Below are 22,928 nucleotides of genomic sequence, written 5' to 3'. Positions count from 1 at the left end.
GCGGTTTTTTGTGGCCTTCCATCCATGCAGTCGTTCGCGAAGGATGACGGTGTCAAGTGAGCAGCATTGCCCCTTCCCTGGGGTTGTCGAGCGCCTGCTCGACGACAGCTCTCGGCAACTGCCGGGCTGCAGGCGGGCTGTAGCCCTCTCAGGTTACTGAGGGATGTTCTTCCCTGGACTCGAACCTATTGGCCAAAGCCTTTATGATCCCGGCATGTTTATCCGAGGTGGTCATGAACGCGCCTGAACTTCCCCCGCCCAGCGATGCCGATCAGCAGGCCATCGGCCGTTTTGTCGATGCCCTGTGGTTGGAGCGTGGGCTGGCCGCCAAGACCCTGGAGGCCTACCGTACCGACCTGAGCCTGCTGGCTGGCTGGTTGAGTGGCCGCGGTGGGTTGTACGCCGCCTCGCGGCCGCTGTTGATGGAGCATCTGGCCTGGCGCATCAGTGTCGGCTACCAGGCGCGTTCCACGGCACGCCTGCTGTCCTGCCTGCGCGGTTTCTATCGGCATGCCCTGCGCGAAGGCCTGATCGGTGAAGATCCAACGCTGGATATCGCCATGCCCAGGCTCGGTCGGCCATTGCCCGAGACGCTCAGCGAAGCGGATGTGGAAGCGCTGTTGGCGGCACCGGAGGTCGATGACAGTCTTGGCCTGCGGGATCGTTGCATGCTCGAGGTGCTGTATGCCTGTGGTCTGCGGGTCAGCGAGCTGGTGGGGCTGCGCCTGGACCAGTTGAATCCACGCCAGGGCGTGCTGCGCATCACCGGCAAGGGTAGCAAGGAGCGACTGGTGCCCCTGGGCGAAGAGGCGTTGGCCTGGATCGTGCGCTACTGCGCCGAGGCGCGGCCGGTGCTGTTGAAGGGCAAGCCCAGTGATGTGCTGTTTCCCAGTCAGCAGGCGCGGGAGATGACCCGGCAGACCTTCTGGCACAGGATCAAGCTGCACGCGGCGCAGGCCGGCATCCGCCGGCCCCTGTCACCACATACGTTGCGGCATGCCTTTGCCACGCATCTGCTCAACCACGGTGCCGATCTGCGCGTGGTGCAACTGCTGCTTGGTCACAGCGATCTGTCTACCACGCAGATCTATACCCATGTCGCCCGACACCGCTTGCGCGAGCTGCATGCCAGTCATCATCCCCGTGGGTGAGAAGCGGGTTTCATGGTAAGCTTGCCAGTCTTTTGGGATCTGTTAGGGACCGATTATGCGACTGAAACACCTGGCAACCGGCCTGCTTGCCCTGTGGGCGGCCCAATCCTGGGCGGATGCACAACAGAACATCCGCCAGAGTCTGGACAGTCTGAACTTTCCAATGTCGGTCTCGACCATTTCCGAGACGCCGGTCAGCGGCTTGTATCAGATCCAGCTGGATAATGGACGGGTGCTGTACGGTAGCGCCGACGGCAGCTATCTGTTTCAGGGCGCGATGATCGCGGTCAATGGCGGCCAGCCGCGCAACCTGACCGCCGAAGTCGAGGCCAAGGCCATCGGTGAGGTGATCAACAGCATCCCCACCGAGGAACTGGTCGTATTCGCTCCGGCACAGCCCAAGACCCATGTCACGGTGTTCACCGATGTGGATTGTGGCTACTGTCGCAAGCTGCATGAGGAGATCGGGCAGTTGAACGAGTTGGGTATCGAGGTCCGTTACGCGGCATTCCCGCGGGCCGGCGTCGAGAGTCCCACCGCCGATGTAATGCGTTCGATCTGGTGTGCCGATGATCGCCAGACCGCCATGACCCGCGCCAAGCAGGGCAAGTCGGTGGCGTCGGCAAGCTGCGATAACCCGGTAGCCAAGCAGTATCAGTTGGGCGGCCAGGTGGGGGTGCAGGGCACGCCGGCGATCTTCCTCGCCAACGGCACCCTGGTGCCCGGCTACAAGCCGGCACAGGCTCTGGCCGAAGAGGCCATGGCCAATAAATAAATCGCAATCTCTCAGCCGAGGGACTGCAGCAAAGCATTTCATACAACACCGAGAATATGTGGGGACCTTAGTTTGAAACCGGTCAAAGTGGGTATATGTGGTTTGGGCACCGTTGGCGGTGGCACCTTCAATGTTCTGCAACGCAACGCCGAGGAGATTGCCCGTAGGGCAGGCCGGGCGATCGAGGTGACCCATATTGCCACCCGGCACCCGAACCCATCCTGCCACCTCGGTGACAACGTTCAGGTATCCGACGACGCCCTGGCGCTGGTCAACAATCCCGATATCGATATCATCGTCGAACTGATCGGCGGTTACGGCCTGGCTCTGGAAATCGTCATGCAGGCGATTGCCAACGGCAAGCATGTGGTCACCGCCAACAAGGCGCTGATCGCCGTGCATGGTAACGAGATCTTCGCGGCCGCCCGTGACAAGGGTGTCATGGTTGCCTACGAGGCCTCGGTGGCCGGTGGCATCCCGATCATCAAGGCGCTGCGTGAAGGCCTGGCGGCCAACCGCATCCAGTGGGTGGCGGGCATCATCAACGGCACCGGCAACTTCATCCTCACCGAGATGCGCGACAAAGGTCGTCCCTTTGCCGATGTGCTGGCCGAGGCCCAGGCGCTGGGCTATGCCGAAGCCGACCCGACCTTCGACGTGGAAGGTATCGACGCGGCGCACAAGCTGACCATCCTCGCTTCCATCGCCTTCGGCATCCCGTTGCAGTTCGACAAGGCCTACACTGAAGGCATCACCCAGTTGACCACTGCGGATGTGCACTACGCCGAAGCCTTCGGCTACCGCATCAAGCACCTGGGCATCGCCCGGCGCACCGAGAGCGGTGTCGAGCTGCGGGTGCACCCGACGCTGATTCCCGCGGACCGGCTGCTGGCCAATGTGCACGGCGTGATGAATGCGGTCATGGTCAATGGCGACGCCGTGGGCTCGACGCTGTACTACGGCGCTGGTGCCGGTGCTGAACCGACCGCATCGGCGGTGGTGGCCGACATCATCGACGTGGCGCGGGCGGTGGCCTGTGCACCGGAAAGCCGCGTGCCGCACCTGGCGTTCCGTGCCGAGGCGCTGTCGGATCTGTCGATCCTACCGGTGGGTGAGGTGGAAACCGCCTACTACCTGCGTCTGCATGCCCAGGATCGCCCCGGCGTGCTGGCCCGCGTGGCCAGCATCCTGTCCGAGCGCGGCATCAATATCGAGTCGATCATGCAGAAGGATGTCGAGGAGCAGGATGGCCTGGTGCCGATCATCATCCTGACCCACCGCGTACGCGAGCAGAGCATGGATGATGCCATCGCCGCGATGGAAGCACTGGACGAAGTCGCCGGGCCGCTGATGCGGATCCGGGTTGAACAGCTGAATTAACCGAAGGTTTGTAACCATGCGCTATATAAGCACGCGCGGCCAGGCGCCGGCCCTGAACTTTGAAGAAGTGTTGCTCGCCGGCCTGGCGTCCGACGGCGGCCTGTATGTGCCGGAGAATCTGCCGCGCTTCACCCAGGAGGAAATCGCTTCCTGGGCTGGCCTGCCGTATCACGAGCTGGCCTTCAACGTGATGCGCCCGTTCGTGACCGAGAGTATTGACGATGCCGAGTTCAAGGCCATTCTCAAGGACACCTACGGCGTCTTCGCCCACAATGCGGTGGCGCCGCTGCGGCAGCTGAATGCCAATGAGTGGGTCATGGAACTGTTCCACGGCCCGACCCTGGCATTCAAGGATTTTGCCCTGCAACTGCTGGGTCGCCTGCTGGATCATTTCCTGACCAAGCGCGGCGAGCGCGCGGTGATCCTCGGCGCTACCTCCGGTGATACCGGCTCGGCGGCCATCGAGGGCTGTCGTCGCTGCGAGAGCGTGGATATCTTCATCCTGCATCCGCACAACCGGGTATCGGAAGTGCAGCGTCGGCAGATGACCACCATCCTTGGCGACAACATCCATAACATCGCCATCGAAGGCAACTTCGACGACTGCCAGGAGATGGTCAAGGCCAGCTTCGCCGACCAGGGCTTTCTCAAGGGCAACCGGCTGGTCGCGGTCAACTCGATCAACTGGGCGCGGATCATGGCGCAGATCGTCTACTACTTCCATGCTGCCCTGCAGCTGGGCGGCCCGCAGCGCTCCATGGCGTTCTCGGTACCGACCGGCAACTTCGGCGATATCTTCGCCGGCTACCTGGCCCGCAACATGGGACTGCCGATCAGCCAACTGGTGGTAGCGACCAACCGCAACGATATCCTGCACCGCTTCATGAGCGGCAACCAGTACGACAAGGATACCCTGCACCCGTCGCTGTCGCCGTCGATGGACATCATGGTGTCGTCCAACTTCGAGCGTCTGCTGTTCGACCTACATGGCCGCAACGGCGCGCTGGTCAAGGAGCTGATGGACAACTTCCGCCAGAGCGGCAAGCTGTCGGTGGAGCCGGAGCGCTGGACCGAGGCCCGGCGCCTGTTCGATTCCCTGGCGGTGGATGACGAAGCCACCTGTGCCACCATCGCCGAGGTGTATCGCGAGTGTGGCGAATTGCTCGACCCGCACACTGCGATTGGCGTGCATGCGGCCCGCGAGTGCCGTCGCAGCATGGTCACGCCGATGATCACCCTGGGCACCGCGCATCCGGTCAAGTTCCCCGAGGCGGTGCGCAAGGCGCAGGTGCAGGAGCCGCAACTGCCGGCGCACCTGACCGATCTGTTCGAGCGCGAGGAGCGCTGTACGGTACTGCCAAACAGCCTGACCGAGATCCAGCAGTTCGTTGCTGCCCACGGCAATCGCGGCAAGCCGCTGTAATCCTGCCGGGCCTCACCGGCCCCACCGCAGAGCCAGCACAACGGCGCCCCACCAGCAGGTCGGGCGCCGTTGTCGTTGCTGAGGCTGCCATTGCCTGCAAGATCGGTTGTGCAAACCGCAGATTCCTGTTGTCCCACGTTTAGCTTCGCTCTGTCGCCAGGGCGATCACCTCGTGAGATGACAGGAGTTGACTCCGAATGCTCTGGTTTCTGGTGCTGCACATCATGGCGCTGGTGTTCTGGGTGGCTGCGCTGCTGTACCTGCCGGCGTTGATTGCCAGCCACAGTGGCCGCGGCTCAAGCATGATCGTGCGCAGCAATCCGCACAATTCGATCGAGCGTTTCGTCTTTACCCGGATCGCCACGCCTGCGGCACTGCTGGCGATCATTGCCGGCACCCTGGTATTCGTGATCGACCGCACCGTCGATGGCTGGCTGATCGTCAAGCTCACGCTGGTGATGGCGCTGGTGCTCTGTCACGTGTTGATCGGTCTGTTGGTATTGCGGCTGGAGCGCGCCACCGAGAAGCCCCTGCGTGGCTGGTGCATGGCCGCGGTGGTCGTGCTCTGTGCGCTGCTGTTACTGATTCTCTGGCTGGTGCTGGCCAAGCCGGCGCTGGAGCTGCCGATATGAGGCCGATGGCAGCCCAGGCCCGCTGTTCATTCCGGTTGTCTGGGTTCGGGGGCTTCCTCGAAATCCACGCCAATCGCATGGTCGTACACCAGTTGCCCACCGAGAAAGCTGGTGGCGGCAATCGCCAGTCCGCTGAGCAGCGACAGGTACAGCCCCCAGGGCAGGATGGCGGTCTCCGCCGCGTCAATGCGCAGCAGCCAGTTGAGCGAGGCCAGCGACAGCAGCATGACCGCCAGCACCGCATGACACCAGGCGGTGATCAACCGGCGGATCTGCGGCACTATGATCAGGTCCAGCAGTCCGACGCTGCCCGACACCCAGCCGCCGAGGGTACCCACCCCGGCCAGCCACAGACCGGCGCGGGCCCAGAAGTAATCCGCTGTCAGCGCATAGGCGATATCGGTACCGATCAGGCCGATCAGCGCGGCGACCGGAAAGTGGATCAGCATGGGGTGGATCGGGTGTCCGCCAATCGACATCTTGCTGGAGATGGACTCGTTCATCATGCGCTGTGTTCTCCTGGACGAAGGCCTGCGCGCCGCAGGCGCAAGCCGTATGCATCCAGCGTAGCAGCCGCCGGCACGATCGGCCTGGCGCTGCTGCTGGGCGGCTGCAGCGGGCCCTATTCCGCACTCGACCCGGCCGGACCGTCCGCCGCTGGTGCCGCCGCACTATGGTGGGCCATGGCCGGCTTTGCCGTGGTGACCCTCATGGTAGTGGTGGGGCTGTGGCTGTATGCCCTGTGTCGGCGACCGCGGGAATGCTCTGAGGAGCAGGCGCGGCGGGTGCAGAACCGCTGGATCATCGGCGGTGGGCTGATTCTGCCGGTGGCCAGCATCACGCTTTTGCTGGCATTCGGCATTCCCATCGGGCACCGCATGCTGCCTCTGCCGCTGGCCGACACCGAGGTACTGCGTATCGATGTGACCGCCCGGCAGTGGTGGTGGGATGTCAGTTATCCCGGCCACAGCCTGCGTCTGCGTGACGAGCTGCATATTCCGGCCGGCATGCCGGTGGACCTGCACCTGACCAGCGATGATGTCATCCATGCCTTCTGGGTGCCGCGGCTGGGCGGCAAGCTGGACATGCTGCCGGGGCGCACCAATGTGCTGCGGCTGCAGGCCGACGAGCCGGGGGTGTACTACGGTCAATGCGCGGAATTCTGCGGTATTGGCCATGCGCACATGAAATTCACTGTCCGGGCCCATGCGCCGAGCGAATTCGATGCCTGGCTGGAAGGAGCAACTGGCGATGAGTGACCGGCAGGGGGACAAGGCGCAGCTGCATGCGCAGTTCGAACGGGTATGGGCCAACCTGCCGGGAGTCGGCACCCTGGCGGCGGTCAACCATACCTCGGTGGGCCTGCGCTTCATCGTTACCGGGCTGTTCTTCTTCCTGGTCGGTGGCGTGCTGGCCATGCTCATGCGCACCCAGTTGGCGTTACCAGAGCAGAATATCGTCGGCCCCGAGCTGTACAGCCAACTGTTCACCATGCACGGCACCTTGATGATGTTCCTGTTCGCCATCCCGATCCTGGAAGGGGTGGCGATGTACCTGATACCGAAGATGATCGGCGCACGTGACCTGGCGTTCCCACGGCTCGGGGCCATGGGTTATTACTGCTATCTGTTCGGCGGGCTGATCATCCTGTCGAGCCTGCTGCTGAACATCGCTCCGAATTCGGGCTGGTTCATGTATACGCCACTGAGCAGCAGCACCTTTTCGCCGGGACCAGGCTCGGATTTCTGGCTGCTGGGCATCACCTTCGTCGAGATCAGCTCCATGACCGGGGCCATCGAGTTGATCGTCTCCATCCTGCGCACCCGCGCCAATGGCATGTCGCTGCGGCAGATGCCGCTGTTCTGCTGGTATATCCTGGCGATGGCGTTGATGATCGTGTTCGGCTTTCCACCGCTGATTCTCGCCAGCATCCTGCTGGAGCTGGAACGTGCTGCCGGCATGGTGTTCTTCGAGGTGGCCGGCGGGGGTGATCCGCTGCTCTGGCAGCACCTGTTCTGGATGTTCGGTCACCCCGAGGTGTACATCATCTTCCTGCCGGCGGCGGGCATCGTTTCCACGCTGATCCCGGTGTTCGCCCGGCGGCCGATCGTCGGTTACCGCTGGATAGTGCTGGCGGTCATCGTCATGGGGTTCATCAGCTTCGGGCTGTGGGTGCATCACATGTTCACCGTCGGCATCCCGCAGCTGGCCCAGGCATTCTTCTCCATGGCCAGCATGCTGGTGGCGATCCCCACCACCATCCAGGTGTTCGCCTGGCTGGCCACACTGTGGACCGGGCGGGTGGTGTGGAGCCTGCCGATGCTGTGGATCCTCGGCTTTCTGATCATCTTCGTCGCCGGTGGCCTGACCGGGGTGATGCTGGCACTGGTGCCCTTCAACTGGCAGGTACACGACACCCACTTCGTGGTCGCCCATCTGCATTACGTGCTGGTCGGTGGCATGCTGTTCCCGCTGATCGCCGGGTTGTATTACTGGCTGCCCCACGTATCCGGGCGGATGCCGTCGAATGTGCTTGGCGCCTGGGCGTTCTGGCTGGTGTTCATCGGCTTCAACGTCACCTTCCTGCTGATGCATCTGACCGGGCTGCTGGGCATGCCGCGACGGGTGTACACCTACGAGGCGGGGCTCGGCTGGGACTGGCTGAACCTGTTGTCGACCTTCGGTGGCTTCATCATGGCTGTCGGCATTGCCATGTTCCTGCTGGATATCGGCATGCATTTTCGCTTCGGTCGCCGCGCACCACGCAACCCCTGGGCTGCAGACACCCTGGAATGGGCGGTGGCCATGCCGGTGACCACCTACAACTTCATCAGTCTGCCGACCATTCGCAGCCGGCATCCGTTGTGGGATAACCCGCAATTGCCCGACGAGATCGAGCGGGGAGAGCACTCGCTGGCCTGCATCCAGCATGAGCGGCGGGAAACCTGGGGTTCGGATGCGGTAACCGGGCGGGTGCGCGAGCGTGTCCATCTGCCGAGCAATTCCTGGATACCGCTGCAGGCCGGGTTGGCACTGACCGTGGTATGCCTGGGGCTGCTGCTCAAGAGCTACTGGGTGGCGTTGGCTGCGGTGGTGGTCAGCGCGTTCATCCTGCTGCGCTGGAGCTGGCACAACGGCGGGCATCCGCAGGCGGCGCCATTGCGTCCGGATGATCCCTGTGATCCGCCCCTGCATTCGCGCACCAGCGATGGCCCGGGGCGCTGGGGCATGCTGCTGACGCTGATGGCCAATGGCTCGCTGTACGCCTCGCTGCTGTTTGGCTGGTTCTACCTGTGGACCGCCGCGCCGCAGTGGCAGGCGCCGGAGCAGGGGCCGCTAGACTTGCCGCTGCTACTCTGCAGTGGCATCGGCCTGAGCCTGGCGGTGGGCATCTATCACTGGCTGACCCGGCAACTGCGGCGCGGCCTCAGCAGCCGGTTGGCCGGCGGTCTGTGGCTGGTGACGCTGCTCGGTGCGGTGCATGCGGCCCTGCTGGTATGGGTGCTGCTGGCGGCGGAGTTGAATCCGACCGGTTCGGCCCATGACGCGGTACTGACGGTGATGCTCGGCTATCTGCTGTTCCACGGGGCACTGGCGGCGCTGCTCAGCGCCATGCAGGCGGTGCGCGTGCGGCGTGGCTACGTCAGTGCCGCATTGCCCTATGAGCCGCTGGTGTTGCAGCCGTTCTGGAGCTACACCCTGGGGGTGTTCTGGCTCGGCCTTGCCGCCTTCATTCTATTGCCGATGGCCTGGTAGGAGTGCGACATGGGATTCTCACGCACGCATCCGCTGCACCTGGTTCTCGGGCTGATCGTCTGGGCTGTCTGGTTCGTGGTGCTCTATGGGGGTGTTTCAGTAGCCTGCAAGCTGGCGCCACCGGACCCGGCCGCTGGCGCGCTGACCTGGATCAACACATTGCTGATGCCGCTTACGCTGGTGGTGGTGGCGCTGCTCGGCTGGGCCGCCTGGTGGTGCTGGCAGAGCGCTGAGACCGAGCCGCTCAGGCGTTTCCTCGCGCGCACCGCCGCCTGCCTGTACCTGCTGTCGGCGCTGGCGACCCTGGTGGTGGCGATGCCCATGCTGTTTCTGCCGCCATGTATCTGAACCAGGCCAGCGGGCCGGCGGCATGGGCGTCGGCACCATGCGGGAGGGCAGTCCAATGGCAGAGGAACTGAGCAGCCTGGAACAGCTGCTGGACCGCATGGAGGAGGCTGCGGAAGGGGAGCAGACGGTGTCCATGGGCCAGTTGGTGGAAACCGTGGGCACCCGTTCCTTCGGTCCGTTGCTGTTGCTGATCGGCCTGATCCTGGTCTCACCCCTGAGCGGGATCCCCGGTCTGCCGACCACCATGGGCATAGCGGTGTTCCTGATTGCCATACAGATGCTGGTGCGCAAGCGGCATATCTGGCTGCCGGGCTGGATACTCAGACGCAAGATCAAACCGCAGAAGCTGAGCAAGGCCGCCAAATGGATGCGCCGGCCGGCACGTTTTGTCGACCGGTTCGTCAAGCATCGGCTGGCCTTGCTGGTGGACGGCCCCGGCAGTTGGCCGATTGCCCTGGTCTGCCTGGTGCTGGCGGTAACCCTGCCGCTGCTCGAGCCGGTGCCTTTCGCTGCCAGCAGTGCCGGCGTGGCGCTGACCTGTTTCGGGCTGGCGCGCATCGCCCACGACGGTGTTCTGGTTCTGATCGCCTACGCTGCTACGCTCGGTATCGGTGGGGTGATTGCCTACGGTGTGCTTTAGGTGGAACTGTCGCGGCGCTTGGTGACCTAAATGCTCAGTGCCACCACGTAACAGTCAGTACCCTTCCTCGCCCACGGAGACTGCAGAATGACGATGGACCTGAAGCGTCTGGTGTACCCTCTGTTGTGCCTGATGCCGTTTACGGCTGGGGCTGCACAGTTCGACTTCCAGACGGTGGTCGACAAGGCCGAGAAGCTGGCGGACAACGACTGGCAGGCGCCGCAGCAGATTCCCCGCTTCCTCCAGGAACTGAGCTACCACGATTACCAGGGCATCCGTTTCAAGCCCGAGAGCAGTCTGTGGCAGGAGCAGGGGGCTCCGTTCAACCTGATGCTGATCCCGCCGGGGCTGTTCTACCAGCATGCGGTGGATATCCATATCGTCCAGGGTGATCAGGCCGAGCCACTGGTGTTCGACAAGAACCAGTTCAGCTACCCCAACAGCGAGATCGAAAAACTGCTGCCCGCTGACCTGGGCTACGCCGGCTTCAAGCTGACTTTCCCGTTCGGTGAGCCGGACGTGCAGAACCAGTTCCTGGTGTTTGCCGGTGCCAGCTACTACCGTGCGGTGGGCCGGCACAACAACTTCGGTCTGTCGGGGCGCGGGGTGGCGGTCAACACCGGTTTGCCCAGCGGCGAGGAGTTTCCCGCGTTCATCGAGTTCTGGCTGGAGAAGCCCAAGGCCGATGCCAAGAGCTTCACTTTCTACGGCTTGCTGGATGGCAAGAGCCTGACCGGGGCCTACCAGTTCGAAGTCACCCCCGGCGATGAGACCGCGCTGCAGGTCAAATCGGTACTCTTCCCTCGCCAGGCCATCGATCTGACCGGCATCGCGCCGTTGACCAGCATGTTCTACTACGGCGAGAACACCCTGCGCCCGGATGGGGAATGGCGCCCGGAGGTGCATGATTCCGATGGCTTGCTGGTGCATGACGGCGGCAGCGGTGAATGGTTGTGGCGGCCGCTGAACAACCCGGCGGCGCTGAGCATGGATTATTTCGCCACCCAGCAGGTGAAGGGCTTCGGCCTGCTGCAGCGCGATACCGGATTCACCAGCTACATGGATCCCGAGGCCCACTACGGCACGCGGCCCAGCGCCTGGGTCGAACCCGAGGGAGACTGGGGCGAGGGCCACGTGGTGCTGACCCAGTTGCCGACCCCGGATGAGACCAACGACAACATAGTGGCGTTCTGGACCCCAGACAGCGAACTGCAGGACGGGGAGTCCTACAGCTATTCCTATAGCGTACGCTTCGGCGACGCCGAACTGGCGCGCAATCCCATGGCCCAGGCGGTGGACAGCTTTCTCGGCGACGGTACCCGCATCGGCGGTGGCAACGCCAAGGGTGCGGTCCGGGTGATCGTCGATTTTGCCGGTGGCCCGCTGGCCGAGAAGGACGCCGATGCGCCGGTGACCGGGCAGGTGACTGCGCTGGAGGAAGGTGAGTTGCTGGAACAGTTCGTGGAATACGTTGCCGAGCTCAAGCGCTGGCGGCTGTCGATGCTGGTACGCCCGGCAGCCAATCGGCCGCTGTCGATCCGCGCCTTTCTGCACGAAGGTGAGCAGACCCTGAGTGAAACCTGGACCTACCAACTGGTGCCGGGCAGCGATGTGCTGAAGGTCCTGCGATGATGAGCGATCCGCATGCGCGCCACGACCGCTGAACATGCCTTGCGTCGCGTCCTCGCCTGGCTGCGCTGGGCCGGCTGGGAATTGACGCCGGAACTGCAACAGGCGGTATTGCAGGCGCTGGCCGACAGCATCGCAGCACAGCAGGGGGATCTGTTCGGTGCCTGCCTGCAAGCCCTGCAGCAGCGTGGCCTGCTGCAGCGCCAAGGTACCTCGGATACGGTCTGTCCGCCGCTGGTACCTCCGCTGCAACGCGGCAGCATCGGCTACGGAGAATACTGATGCTGACCCGCACCGAAACTGCCGAAACGGTCGACCTGGCCGCTTCCCGTCGCCGCTGGCGGACGGTGGCCCTGCTGCGCCGCAGTCTGTTGTTGCTGCTGGTCGGCGGACAGACGCTGATGGCCAGCTGGTTCATGCTCTCGGTGCTGCCCTATCAGGGCGGCAACGGGGTGGAGATCGGCATGCTGGTGCTGTTCGCCATCCTGTTCGCCTGGATTTCCTTCGGTTTCTGGATCGCTGTGGCCGGATTCATCCTGCGTCGTCTGGGCGGCGACCGGTATTCCCTGCTGCGCCAGCAGGATGCGCAGACCCTGGCGGCGACACCCCTGGCCCGGACCGCCATCCTGATGCCGATCTACCATGAGCCGGTCGAGCGCAGCCTGGGCGGGTTGAGCGCGGTGTACCGCAGCCTGGAACGCACCGGACAGATCGAGCATTTCGACTTTTTCATCCTCTCCGACAGTCGAGACCCGGACATATGGTTGCAGGAGCAGGCCGCCTGGGCGCGCCTGGTGCATCAGCTGGGGGCGGCAGGCCGGCTGTTCTACCGCCGCCGTCAGGTCAACCTGAACTACAAGAGCGGCAATGTCGCCGACTTTCTGCGTCGTTGGGGGCGCGGCTACCAATACATGGTGGTACTCGACGCCGACAGCCTGATGGCCGGCGACACCCTGGTGCGTATGGTGCAGCTGATGCAACGGCACCCGGCGGTGGGCATCGTGCAGAGCAGTCCCGAGCTGCTCAATGGTCGCTCGCTGTTCGCCCGCGTGCAGCAGTTTTCCAGCCAGCTCTACGGCCCGCTGTTCAGCACCGGCCTGGCGGCGGTGCAGATGGGCGAGGCGGCGTTCTGGGGGCACAATGCGATCCTGCGTATCCGGCCATTCATGGCCCACTGCGGCCTGCGCAAGCTGCCGGGCTGGGGGCTGTTTCGCGGACCGATCATGAGCCACGACTTTGTCGAGGCGGCCTACCTGGGGCGCGCCGGGCATGAGGTGTGGCTGGAGCCGGGCCTGCGCGAGAGCTGGGAGGAGTCGCCCCCGTCGCTGGTGGACGAGCTGACCCGGGACAAGCGTTGGGTCAAGGGCAACATGCAGCACCTGTGGCTACTGTTGGGCAGCCACAAGCTCAGATTCGCCCATCGCCTGGCCCTGCTCAACGGCATCATGTCCTACCTGGCGTCGCCGTTGTGGCTGGCCTTCCTGGTGCTGACCACCATTGCCACTACCCGGCTGATGCTGTGGCCGATCAACTACTTTCCCGATCCGCATCAGTTGCACCCGTTGTGGCCGCAGTGGCAACCCTACCGGGCGGTGAGCCTGGTGGCCTGTACCCTGTTCCTGCTGTTCGTGCCCAAGTTCCTCGGCTTGGCCGATGCCGCCCTGACTCGCCGGCTACGCGCCTTCGGTGGCTTTCTGCGGCTGCTTGGCAGCGTGCTGCTGGAGATCCTCATTTCGGCGTTGCTGGCGCCGATCCGCATGCTGTCCCATTCGCGCTATGTCGCCGAGTCGCTGCTGAACGTGAACCTGCGCTGGGCCGGGCAGAACCGCACCAGTGAAACCGGCTGGCTCAAGGCGCTGATCTACCAGGCACCGGGGTTGATCCTGGGGTTGGGGTGGGCGCTGTTCGCACTGTGGCTGAAGCCGATGTTCTTCTACTGGTCCCTGCCGGTGGCCTTGCCGCTGATCTTCGCCGCACCGATCTCCGTGGTGCTCAGCCGTGTGCAGTTGGGCCTGAGTCTGAAACGCCATGGCTGGCTGATGACCGCCGAGGAAGTGTTCGGCGCCAGGCTGCTGGATGATCTGGTAGGCAACCCGCTGAAGGGTAGCCCGCAGCCCGGCTTCTGCGAGTCGGTGATCGATCCGCAGCATAATGCGCTGCAGACTGCATTGGGCCGCTCGGGGCGCAGCGGATTGCGCCGTCAGCGGCTGGATGCGCTTTGTCAGCGCTGTCTGCAGCAGGGGCCGGACGGTCTGGAGCAGCGTGAGCTGGCGTTGCTGGCGCAGGATGCCGAGGCCATGACGCAACTGCACAGGCAGGTCTGGCGGGCGGCACCGCAATCGGTATGGGGCCGGCTGCTGCAGCAGCAGATCGTGCGCCGGCCGGAGCGGGCCCCGGACACTGGTCAGGCTTGCCTGCCCATGCCGGCGATGCTGTACGACGAATCATCAATCCAGCAGATAAAACGGATACCGGCCGATGGATGTCTCCCAGATTATTCTGACCACCCTGGTCAGTGAGTTCTCCGATCTCACCGATGTGGAACAGGCGACCCGCGTCAGCCTGCGCCTGCTGCTGGCGGCGCTGCTCGGCGGGCTGCTCGGCTATGAGCGGGAAACCCACGGCAAGGCGGCGGGGATACGCACGCACATGCTGGTATGCACCGGCTCGGCACTGTTCGTGATCGGCTTCGTGCTGGTCGGTGCCGGGGACGACGCCCTGAGCCGGGTAGTGCAGGGTATAGTCGCCGGGATCGGCTTTCTCGGCGTCGGCACCATCATCAAGGGCGGCAGGATGAACGAGGTCAAGGGGCTGACCACCGCCGCCGGAGTGTGGATGACCGCCGCGGTTGGCGTCTGCGTTGGCCTGGGCCTGGAAGCCACGGCGGTATTGGCGACCCTGTTGATGCTGTTCATCCTCCAAGTGCTGCCGCACATCATCGAGCCCAGGGAGCGCGATGACGGGTGATGCGACCCCTCTCTCCCGTCATTGCGAGCCGCAACGCGGTGAAGCAATCCACTGGCGCGGAGTTGCCGGCGCCCGGTGGGTTGCCGCGCCCTTCGGGCTCGCAATGACGGGAGGGGGGGGTGTCAGTTTGCCGAGGCCGGGCGAGGGCGGCTGTTTTGCGGTACACTGCCGGCCCGTCTGAATCAGGAATATCCGGCCCCATGGCGCTCCAGTCGATCCCCTGCAAAGTCCAGCTCAACCTCACCGATACCGATCGCGGGGTGTATGAAAACCTGCGCCTGACCGTGGCGCGGCACCCCTCGGAAACCGGCCAGCGCCTGGCCGCGCGCATTCTCGCCTACGCGCTGTGGTATCAGGAGCGCCTGGCCTTCGGGCGTGGCCTGTCGGAGGTGGATGAACCGGCGCTGTGGCAGAAGAGTCTGGATGATCGTATCGAGCACTGGATCGACGTCGGCCAGCCGGATGCCGACCGGCTGACCACCGGATCGCGGCGCGCCGAACGCTGCTCGTTGCTGGTGTATGGCAACAACCGTGTGTGGGCCGGCAAGGTGGTGCCGGCAGTGGCGCAGTTGAAGAACCTGAGCATCGCCGTGCTGCCCCAGGAGCCACTGGATGCGCTGGCCAGCGACTTGCCGCGCAACTTCGACTGGAGCGTGATGATCAGTGATGGTGTGCTCTATGTCAGCGACGCCGAGACCCAGCACGAGTTTGTTCTCGACTGGCTGCTGGGGGAGCGCTGAGCAGCCATGCGTATCGATTCCCGCGTCCTGCCCGATGAACTGCCCGATCTGGGTGATCTGCCACCGCTGCTGACCCGGCTATACGCCGCGCGCGGGGTGCGCTCGGCAGCGGAGCTGGATCGCAGCCTGAAGGCACTACTGCCGTGGCAGCTGTTCAAGGGCATGGAGCAGGCGGTAGCGGTGTTGCGCGAAGCCTTGGAGCAGCGCCAGTCGATCCTGGTGGTCGGCGACTTCGATTGCGATGGCGCCACCGCCAGTACGGTCGCGGTGCTGGGTCTGCGCGCGCTGGGCGCAGCGCAGGTCGACTACCTGGTACCCAACCGCTTCGAATACGGTTATGGCCTGACCCCGGAGATCGTCGAGGTGGCACTGGCCAAGCGCCCCGATGTGCTGGTCACCGTGGATAACGGCATTTCCAGTATCGACGGTGTGGCAGCGGCCCGCGCGGCGGGGCTCAAGGTGGTGGTGACCGACCATCACCTGCCGGGAGAGCGGTTGCCGGCCGCCGACGCCATCGTCAACCCCAGCCAGCCCGGTTGCGATTTTCCAAGCAAGTCGATTGCCGGGGTCGGGGTGATCTTCTATGTACTGATGGCTTTGCGGGTGGCGCTGCGCGACAGCAACTGGTTCAACCCGCAACGACCGCAGCCGAACCTCGGCGAGCTGCTGGATCTGGTGGCGCTGGGCACCGTGGCTGATGTGGTGCCGCTGGATGCCAACAACCGCATCCTGGTGCACCAGGGGTTGGCGCGGATTCGCGCCGGGCGCTGCCGTCCGGGTATCCGTGCTCTGCTGGAAGTGGCACGCCGGCCCGCCGAGCGCCTGGCCTCCAGCGATCTGGGGTTCATTATCGGGCCGCGGCTGAACGCCGCCGGGCGGCTGGATGACATGAGCCTGGGCATCGAATGCCTGCTGACCGAGGACGAGCAGCTGGCGCGGGACATAGCCAACGAGCTGGACAGCCTCAACCGTGATCGCAAGGGCATCGAACGGGATATGCAGCAGCAGGCCCTGGCCATGCTCGAGGGTACCGATCTGCAGGAAGCGGACCTGCCGTTTGGGCTGTGCCTGTTCGATGCCGAATGGCACCAGGGGGTGATCGGTATTCTCGCCTCGCGGTTGAAGGACCGCTACCACCGCCCGGTGATCGCCTTTGCCGATGCCGGAGACGGACAGATCAAGGGTTCGGCACGCTCGGTCAGCGGCCTGCATATCCGCGATGCGCTGGATGCGGTGGCGGCGGGCAACCCGGGGCTGATCAGCAAGTTCGGCGGGCACGCCATGGCCGCCGGGCTATCACTGCCGACAGCGCATTTCGAGGATTTCCGCCAGGCCTTCGACCGCGAGGTGCGCCGGCAGCTGTGTGCCGAGGATCTGACCGGGCGACTGGTCTGCGATGGCGAGCTGGCGGTGGAGGAGTTCAACCTGCAACTGGCCGCTGCCCTGCGCGAGGCCGGCCCTTGGGGCCAGCATTTTCCCGAGCCGGGTTTCCATGGTGAGTTCACCCTGATTCAGCAGCGGCTGGTGGGTGAGCGTCATCTCAAGATGGTGCTGCAACCGCAGGGCAGCAGTGAAGTGCTGGACGCCATCGCCTTCAATATCGACCCGCAGATCTGGCCTGACCCGACGATCCGCCGGGCGCGGCTGGTCTACAGTCTGGATGTCAACGAATACCGCGGCCGGCAGAGCCTGCAGTTGCTGGTCAGGCATCTGCAGGCCTGCTGAGCCAAGCCTCAACGCAGGATGGTCGGGTTGTACTGACCGCGCACCGCACTCAGTTCATCTTCATGCAACCATTGCAGTGGGTCCACCGCGCAGGCTTCGGCGGCGGCCGCCAGGGCATGGGCCCAGGTGCAGCGGTTGGCGAACAGCATGCCGGCTTCATCCAGGGTGCCGCCGCGGTTGCGGTAGCCGAGCACGCGGCTGCTGTTCAGCTCAGGGAACAGGTTGGCCAGATGCCCGTGGGCTACCTCCGAGCGCATATGGGTGAGCATCACCCGATGCTTCAGGGCGCTGGGGAACAGTGCCTGGATTTCCTCGGGGCTGGCGCAGGCTGCCGCTTCGTGTTCATCACGTGGTACCCGGAAGCGCCCCGGCTCCTGCAGGTACACCAGCCGCCAGCTCTGTCCGCGTTCACGCAGCCGCTCGGCGGCACGTTGCAGCTCGCCCAGTTGATAGGCGCCGTTGGCAATCAGCAGTAGTGGCTGGCCGTTGCCCTGGTGCTCATCCAGCTGCACCGCGCCCTGGTCCGCCAGTTGCCGGGCCTGTTGCGGCGTGCACCGGCTCGGCTGATCGCGCTTGGGGATGACCATGCAACTGATCCGGCCACGCTCGCGGTAGACCGAGGGCAGCACCGCTAGGGTGCTGTTGTAGTCGGCGGGGAAGATCACCCGCATCACATCGTGCATCTCACCAAGCAGTGCCTCGCAGAAGGTGGTGTCCTGGTGCGACTGTTCGTTCTTGCCATTCTCCCAGGTGTGCGAAGTGGCGATCACCGGGAAGCCCAACCAGCCGGCGGGGCGGCCGACCTCCTTCTGGTGTCGGGCGAAGATGATCTCCTGACGTACCGCACCGAGCATCTTCACGCAGAACGCCTCGTAGCTGGCGACCAGGTTGAGGCCGGCCTTGTTGGCCAGGCAGGCCGAGACCACGGCTTCCTCGTTGAGTGCGGTGATGATCTGGCCATCGATCGCTTCGAGCTCGCTCTCCGGTTCCGAGACGCGGTGCTTGAGCGCCTTGAGCACGCCGGTCAGGCGGTTGCTGGCCAGCTCATCCGGGTTGCCGACCCGTGGTCGCAATTGCGGGTTGCCGGCGACCAGTTCGACGAAGAAGCGATCCACCGCCTGCATCGGCGAGACGCTGCCGCTGTGCCAGTCGATCTGCGGCCATGCCGGCTCGTGCGGATGGCGCAGTGCCAGGGGGTGGTCGCGCTCGATGGGACGCTGTCCGGCATGATTGTTCAGCGTGGCACAGGCCTGGTGCAGCTCCTCGGGCGCCACCCATAACCGGGCGGCATGCTCGTTGAACAGTGCCCGGGACCGGTCATCGTGCCGGGGGTTGTCCGGCAGCGGCAGATTGTGCGCGGCATTCTCGTCGGCACCGTAGAAACCGAAGCCCTTGGTGGTCTCGGCGATGGCATAGGGCACCGGCAGCGGGTACTGCAGCAGGCCGCGTTGCTGTTCATCCACCCGGCGGGCCAGGCGCTGTTCCATCTCGTACAGGGTGCAGACGAAGGCCGCCGGATCGCGGCCATCCAAGCGGATCGGGTCGAAGCCGCAGCGGCTCAGGTGTTCGACGAAACCATCCAGGCCGTGCTGGGTGCCCAGTTCGGTACGCTGTTCGATGCGCCGGCCGTTGGCGATCATCATCGGCAGCGCGCTACCGCAGTCTTCGGCGCGCCACCAGCGTGGGATCCAGTCACTGCCGCGCTGCTCCTCGGCGGCGCCGTCGGACAGGAAGGCCACCAGGGTCTCACCAGGCAGTGGCATATGCGCATACTGCAGTTCGGCAAAGCCCAGGTAGCCGCCCTCGATGATACCGCCAGCGGTCCAGGGGTTGACGTGACTGCCCAGTGGCGCTGCCGGGCGGCCGTTGGGCAACTGGGCGTACCCGTAGAAATCCTGCAGCAACTGATCCAGCCCGCCCTGGCCAGTATAACGCTGCGCCTGTTCCGGATGCAGGTTGCCGGTAAGTACATTGATGGCATCGATTGCTGCCACGCAATGGCCCTGGCCCATCAGCCAGCTGCGGGTGCTGCCGGTGAGGCTGTTCAGCGCCAGATAGGCGGCGTAGGCAGGGACCATGTTGAGCGCGCCGCCGGTATGGCCCTCGGGACGCGACTTGAAGTCCTCGGCACGCAAGGGGGTACCGTCGGGCTGACAGCGCTTGGCATAGGTCATGTGCACCACCAGCCAGAGCCCGGCACTGGTCAGCCGGTCCAGTGCGGTCAGCATCTCATAGGTGCTTTCCACACTGGGCTGTCGTTGGCTCTGCTGCAGTTGGTGGGCCAGGCGATAGACTGCGGCCTGGGTGGCTGGCGTATGCTGCAATACGCCATGTCCGGCGCGCCAACGGGCGAAGGCCGGGCATTGCTCGGCATGTTCGTCCAGGGTGATCTGGGGAGGAAATAATTGACTCACAATGAACCCCGCTGAAATTGTCCGGAAGTTTCTCCAGTGTAGTCCCGATGGTCGGATCGACAGCTGACGTGGGTCAATCGGCGTTGCGGTCACTGCACCGGGCCGGCGATTTCCGCTACAATGGCTCCTTTTTCCTGCCGGGATTTGTCACCATGGAAATCAATCCGATTCTGAATACCATCAAAGATCTGCGTGGTCGCTCCGAGACCATCAGGGGGTATCTTTGACTACGATCACAAACGTGATCGATTGACCGAAGTAGAGCGCGAGCTGGAAGACCCGAGCGTCTGGAACGAGCCCGAGCGGGCGCAGAACCTGGGCCGCGAACGTGCCTCCCTGGCGGAAATCGTCGGCACCCTGGACGATATGGACAACGGGCTGGCCGATGCCTCCGAGCTGCTGGAAATGGCCGTGGAGGAGGACGACGAGGGTGCTGTGGCCGATGTGGTCAGCGAGCTGCAACGGTTGCAGACGCGCCTCGAAGCACTGGAGTTCCGCCGCATGTTCAGCGGCGAGATGGACGAGAACAACGCCTACCTGGATATCCAGGCCGGTTCCGGCGGCACTGAAGCCCAGGACTGGGCCAACATGCTGCTGCGCATGTACCTGCGCTGGGCCGACCACAACGGTTTCGAAGCGACCATCATGGAGCTGACCGCGGGCGAGGTGGCGGGCATCAAGGGGGCCACCGTACACATCAAGGGCGAATATGCCTACGGCTGGCTGCGCACCGAGATCGGCGTGCACCGTCTGGTGCGCAAGAGCCCGTTCGACTCGGGTAACCGTCGCCATACCTCGTTCACCGCCGTGTTCGTATCACCGGAAATCGACGACAACATCGAGATCGAGATCAACCCGGCCGACCTGCGCATCGACACCTACCGCTCCTCCGGTGCTGGTGGTCAGCACGTGAACACCACTGACTCGGCGGTGCGGATCACCCACGTCCCGACCAATACCGTGGTCAGCTGCCAGAACGAGCGTTCCCAGCACGCCAACAAGGACACCGCGATGAAGATGTTGCGGGCCAAGTTGTACGAGCAGGAAATGCAGAAGCGCACAGCCGCCTCCCAGGCCCAGGAAGACAGCAAGTCGGACATCGGCTGGGGCCACCAGATCCGCTCCTACGTGCTCGACCAGTCACGGATCAAGGATCTGCGCACCGGCATCGAGGAAAGCGACTGCGATGGCGTGCTCGATGGCGATATCAACGAGTTTCTCGAGGCCAGCCTGAAACAGGGCCTGTGACCCACTGCCAACCCGGCGCAAGACTACCGAATCGATTTACCCAGGACACCGAAATGAGCGAACAACCGCTGAATGAGCATGCACTGCAAGAGGAAGAGAACAGCCTGATCGTGCTGCGCAAGGAAAAGCTTGCCGCGGAGCGGGCCAAGGGCCAGGCTTTCCCCAACGATTTCCGCCGCGACAGTCTGGCCGGCGATCTGCAGAAACAGTATGCCGACAGCAGCAAGGAAGAACTGGCCGAGGCCGGCATTGCAGTCAAGGTGGCGGGGCGCATCATGCTCAACCGCGGCGCGTTCATGGTGATCCAGGACATGAGTGGCCGGATCCAGGTCTACGTCGACCGCAAGGGCCTGCCGGCCGAGACGCTGGAAGCCATCAAGAGCTGGGACCTGGGTGACATCATCGCTGCCGAGGGTACCCTGGCGCGCTCCGGCAAGGGCGATCTGTACGTGCACATGACAGCGGTCCAGTTGCTGACCAAGTCGCTGCGCCCGCTGCCGGACAAGCACCATGGCCTGACCGACACCGAACAGCGTTATCGTCAGCGCTATGTCGACCTGATGGTCAACGAGGAGACCCGGCATACCTTCCTGGTGCGCTCGCAGATCATTTCGCATATCCGCCGGTTCCTGTCCGATCGCGGTTTCCTGGAAGTGGAAACCCCCATGCTGCAGACCATTCCCGGTGGCGCCGCGGCCAAGCCGTTCGAGACCCATCACAATGCGCTGGACCTGCCCATGTTCCTGCGCATCGCCCCGGAGTTGTATCTCAAGCGTCTGGTGGTGGGCGGTTTCGAGAAGGTATTCGAGATCAACCGCAACTTCCGCAACGAAGGCGTCTCGACCCGGCACAACCCCGAGTTCACCATGCTCGAGTTCTACCAGGCCTATGCCGACTACGAAGACAACATGGACCTGACCGAGGAACTGCTGCGCGAACTGGCCCAGGCGGTGCTGGGCAGCACCGATGTGCCCTATGGTGACAAGGTGTTCCACTTCGGCGAGCCCTTTGCCCGCCTGTCGGTGTTCGACTCGATCCTCAAGTTCAATCCCGACATCACTGCGGACGATCTGAACGATATCGGGCGCGCGAGGGAAATCGCGACCAAGGCCGGTGCCAAGGTGCTCGGCCATGAGGGCCTGGGCAAGCTGCAGGTGATGATCTTCGAGGAATTGGTCGAGCATCTGCTGGAGCAGCCGACCTTCATCACCCGTTACCCCTTCGAGGTCTCGCCGCTGGCCCGGCGCAACGATGACGATCCGAGCGTGACCGATCGCTTCGAGCTGTTCATCGGTGGTCGCGAGATTGCCAACGCCTACTCCGAGTTGAACGACGCGGAAGACCAGGCCGAGCGTTTCCATGCCCAGGTGGCGGAGAAGGATGCCGGTGACGACGAGGCCATGCATTTCGACGCGGACTTCGTGCGCGCGCTGGAATACGGCATGCCACCGACTGCCGGTGAAGGCATCGGCATCGACCGTCTGGTGATGCTGCTGACCAACTCGCCGTCGATCCGCGATGTGATCCTGTTTCCGCACATGCGGCCGCAGGTTTAAGTACTGGCGTCTTGCCTGCCACACCTCGTCATGCTCCGCGAAGGCGGAGCATCCAGGGGGTGGAGTACGGGTTGTTGGTTGCTGCTGGTGGGTGCAAGGAAAGCGGATCAGGTTGGGTTGCGGGGTGGCGTGGTTGGGTTCGGCCTATGTGGGACACGCACAAGTACGTCCATGTAGCTCGCGGTTGCCGTCCCTGGCAACCGACGGTCCCACATAGGCCGAACCCAACCACGCTTGTGTGATTTGTGCAATGATCCGCTTTCCGGATGGTGTGGTTTGGGTAGGTTGGAGTGAGTTGACGAGGCGTAGCGCAGGCGCGCTACACCCCAAAAAACACCCCCCGACAAACAGATTTGCCGGAAACATTGATCCACACTGAAGCTCAAGAGCCGGGTCAGGTACCGCCTGGGGCGGACACGCACAGGTACATCCATGTAGCTCGCGGTTGCCATCCCTGGCAACCGACGGTCCGCCCCAGGCGGTACCTGACCCGGCTCTTGAGCTTCAGTGTGGATCAATGTTTCCGGCAAATCTGTTTGTCGGG

At 64.0% G+C, this 22,928-nt stretch carries 19 protein-coding genes; 17 read left to right on the top strand and 2 right to left on the bottom strand.

Annotation, left to right across the window (positions count from 1 at the left end; translation table 11 throughout):
- Positions 1–233 precede the first annotated feature (233 nt).
- The 5 genes from xerD to CQ007_RS16265 all read left to right on the top strand — a co-directional run bounded on the left by xerD (position 234) and on the right by CQ007_RS16265 (position 5,361).
- Positions 234–1,151: a site-specific tyrosine recombinase XerD gene (xerD, locus tag CQ007_RS16285; protein WP_105646957.1), complete on the top strand. Its 918-nt coding sequence runs from the start codon at positions 234–236 to the stop codon at positions 1,149–1,151.
- 55 nt (positions 1,152–1,206) lie between these two features.
- Positions 1,207–1,926, top strand: coding sequence for a bifunctional protein-disulfide isomerase/oxidoreductase DsbC (dsbC, locus tag CQ007_RS16280; RefSeq protein ID WP_105646892.1), 720 nt, complete (start codon positions 1,207–1,209; stop codon positions 1,924–1,926).
- 72 nt (positions 1,927–1,998) lie between these two features.
- Positions 1,999–3,306 (top strand): homoserine dehydrogenase, encoded by a 1,308-nt coding sequence (locus CQ007_RS16275; RefSeq protein ID WP_105646891.1) that lies wholly within the window; start codon positions 1,999–2,001, stop codon positions 3,304–3,306.
- 16 nt (positions 3,307–3,322) lie between these two features.
- Positions 3,323–4,729, top strand: coding sequence for a threonine synthase (gene thrC / locus CQ007_RS16270; RefSeq protein WP_105646890.1), 1,407 nt, complete (start codon positions 3,323–3,325; stop codon positions 4,727–4,729).
- Between the two features lie 197 nt (positions 4,730–4,926).
- Complete coding sequence (locus tag CQ007_RS16265; protein WP_105646889.1) at positions 4,927–5,361, top strand: CopD family protein; 435 nt, start codon at positions 4,927–4,929, stop codon at positions 5,359–5,361.
- 26 nt (positions 5,362–5,387) lie between these two features.
- Here the strand turns inward: CQ007_RS16265 and CQ007_RS19095 are convergent, their stop codons facing one another.
- Positions 5,388–5,867: a DUF2231 domain-containing protein gene (locus CQ007_RS19095; RefSeq protein ID WP_218278903.1), complete on the bottom strand. Its 480-nt coding sequence runs from the start codon at positions 5,865–5,867 to the stop codon at positions 5,388–5,390.
- A gap of 177 nt (positions 5,868–6,044) precedes the next feature.
- On the opposite strand from CQ007_RS19095, the gene coxB reads away from it, so the two are divergent.
- The 10 genes from coxB to recJ all read left to right on the top strand — a co-directional run bounded on the left by coxB (position 6,045) and on the right by recJ (position 17,166).
- A complete protein-coding gene (coxB, locus tag CQ007_RS19090; RefSeq protein ID WP_218278902.1) occupies positions 6,045–6,620 on the top strand; it encodes a cytochrome c oxidase subunit II in 576 nt (191 codons plus the stop codon).
- Positions 6,586–9,117 (top strand): cytochrome c oxidase subunit I, encoded by a 2,532-nt coding sequence (gene ctaD / locus CQ007_RS16250; protein WP_256582317.1) that lies wholly within the window; start codon positions 6,586–6,588, stop codon positions 9,115–9,117. The genes coxB and ctaD overlap by 35 nt, the downstream gene beginning before the upstream one ends.
- Before the next feature lie 9 nt (positions 9,118–9,126).
- Positions 9,127–9,465: a hypothetical protein gene (locus CQ007_RS16245; RefSeq protein ID WP_105646885.1), complete on the top strand. Its 339-nt coding sequence runs from the start codon at positions 9,127–9,129 to the stop codon at positions 9,463–9,465.
- Positions 9,466–9,520: 55 nt separating this feature from the next.
- Positions 9,521–10,105 (top strand): exopolysaccharide biosynthesis protein, encoded by a 585-nt coding sequence (locus CQ007_RS16240; protein ID WP_105646884.1) that lies wholly within the window; start codon positions 9,521–9,523, stop codon positions 10,103–10,105.
- Between the two features lie 87 nt (positions 10,106–10,192).
- The gene (locus CQ007_RS16235) at positions 10,193–11,737 is read left to right on the top strand and encodes a glucan biosynthesis protein G (protein ID WP_218278901.1); all 1,545 of its coding nucleotides are present in this window, start codon (positions 10,193–10,195) and stop codon (positions 11,735–11,737) included.
- 12 nt (positions 11,738–11,749) lie between these two features.
- Positions 11,750–12,016 (top strand): hypothetical protein, encoded by a 267-nt coding sequence (locus CQ007_RS16230; protein ID WP_105646883.1) that lies wholly within the window; start codon positions 11,750–11,752, stop codon positions 12,014–12,016.
- Positions 12,016–14,253, top strand: a complete 2,238-nt coding sequence (gene mdoH, locus CQ007_RS16225; protein ID WP_105646882.1) for a glucans biosynthesis glucosyltransferase MdoH — start codon at positions 12,016–12,018, stop codon at positions 14,251–14,253. The genes CQ007_RS16230 and mdoH overlap by 1 nt, the downstream gene beginning before the upstream one ends.
- Positions 14,213–14,701, top strand: coding sequence for an MgtC/SapB family protein (locus tag CQ007_RS16220; RefSeq protein ID WP_105646881.1), 489 nt, complete (start codon positions 14,213–14,215; stop codon positions 14,699–14,701). Before mdoH ends, CQ007_RS16220 begins: the two co-directional genes overlap by 41 nt.
- A gap of 200 nt (positions 14,702–14,901) precedes the next feature.
- Positions 14,902–15,441: a YaeQ family protein gene (locus tag CQ007_RS16215; RefSeq protein ID WP_105646880.1), complete on the top strand. Its 540-nt coding sequence runs from the start codon at positions 14,902–14,904 to the stop codon at positions 15,439–15,441.
- 6 nt (positions 15,442–15,447) lie between these two features.
- Complete coding sequence (gene recJ, locus CQ007_RS16210; RefSeq protein WP_105646879.1) at positions 15,448–17,166, top strand: single-stranded-DNA-specific exonuclease RecJ; 1,719 nt, start codon at positions 15,448–15,450, stop codon at positions 17,164–17,166.
- An 8-nt stretch (positions 17,167–17,174) separates the two neighbouring features.
- On the opposite strand, the gene CQ007_RS16205 is transcribed toward recJ, so the two are convergent.
- Complete coding sequence (locus tag CQ007_RS16205; RefSeq protein ID WP_105646878.1) at positions 17,175–19,580, bottom strand: xylulose 5-phosphate 3-epimerase; 2,406 nt, start codon at positions 19,578–19,580, stop codon at positions 17,175–17,177.
- Between the two features lie 152 nt (positions 19,581–19,732).
- Here CQ007_RS16205 and prfB point away from each other — a divergent pair.
- Together prfB and lysS are read left to right on the top strand one after the other, a co-directional pair.
- A protein-coding gene (gene prfB / locus CQ007_RS16200; RefSeq protein WP_105646955.1) for a peptide chain release factor 2 occupies positions 19,733–20,828 on the top strand; the annotation gives its coding sequence in 2 pieces (ribosomal slippage) (positions 19,733–19,804 and positions 19,806–20,828; 1,095 coding nt in all).
- Between the two features lie 53 nt (positions 20,829–20,881).
- On the top strand, positions 20,882–22,384 hold the full coding sequence (gene lysS, locus CQ007_RS16195) for a lysine--tRNA ligase (RefSeq protein WP_105646877.1): 1,503 nt from the start codon (positions 20,882–20,884) through the stop codon (positions 22,382–22,384).
- The last annotated feature ends 544 nt before the right edge of the window (positions 22,385–22,928 follow it).

The organism is Pseudomonas sp. MYb185, from assembly GCF_002979975.1.
Taxonomy (GTDB): domain Bacteria; phylum Pseudomonadota; class Gammaproteobacteria; order Pseudomonadales; family Pseudomonadaceae; genus Halopseudomonas.
This window is presented reverse-complemented; position numbering and strand designations above follow the sequence as displayed.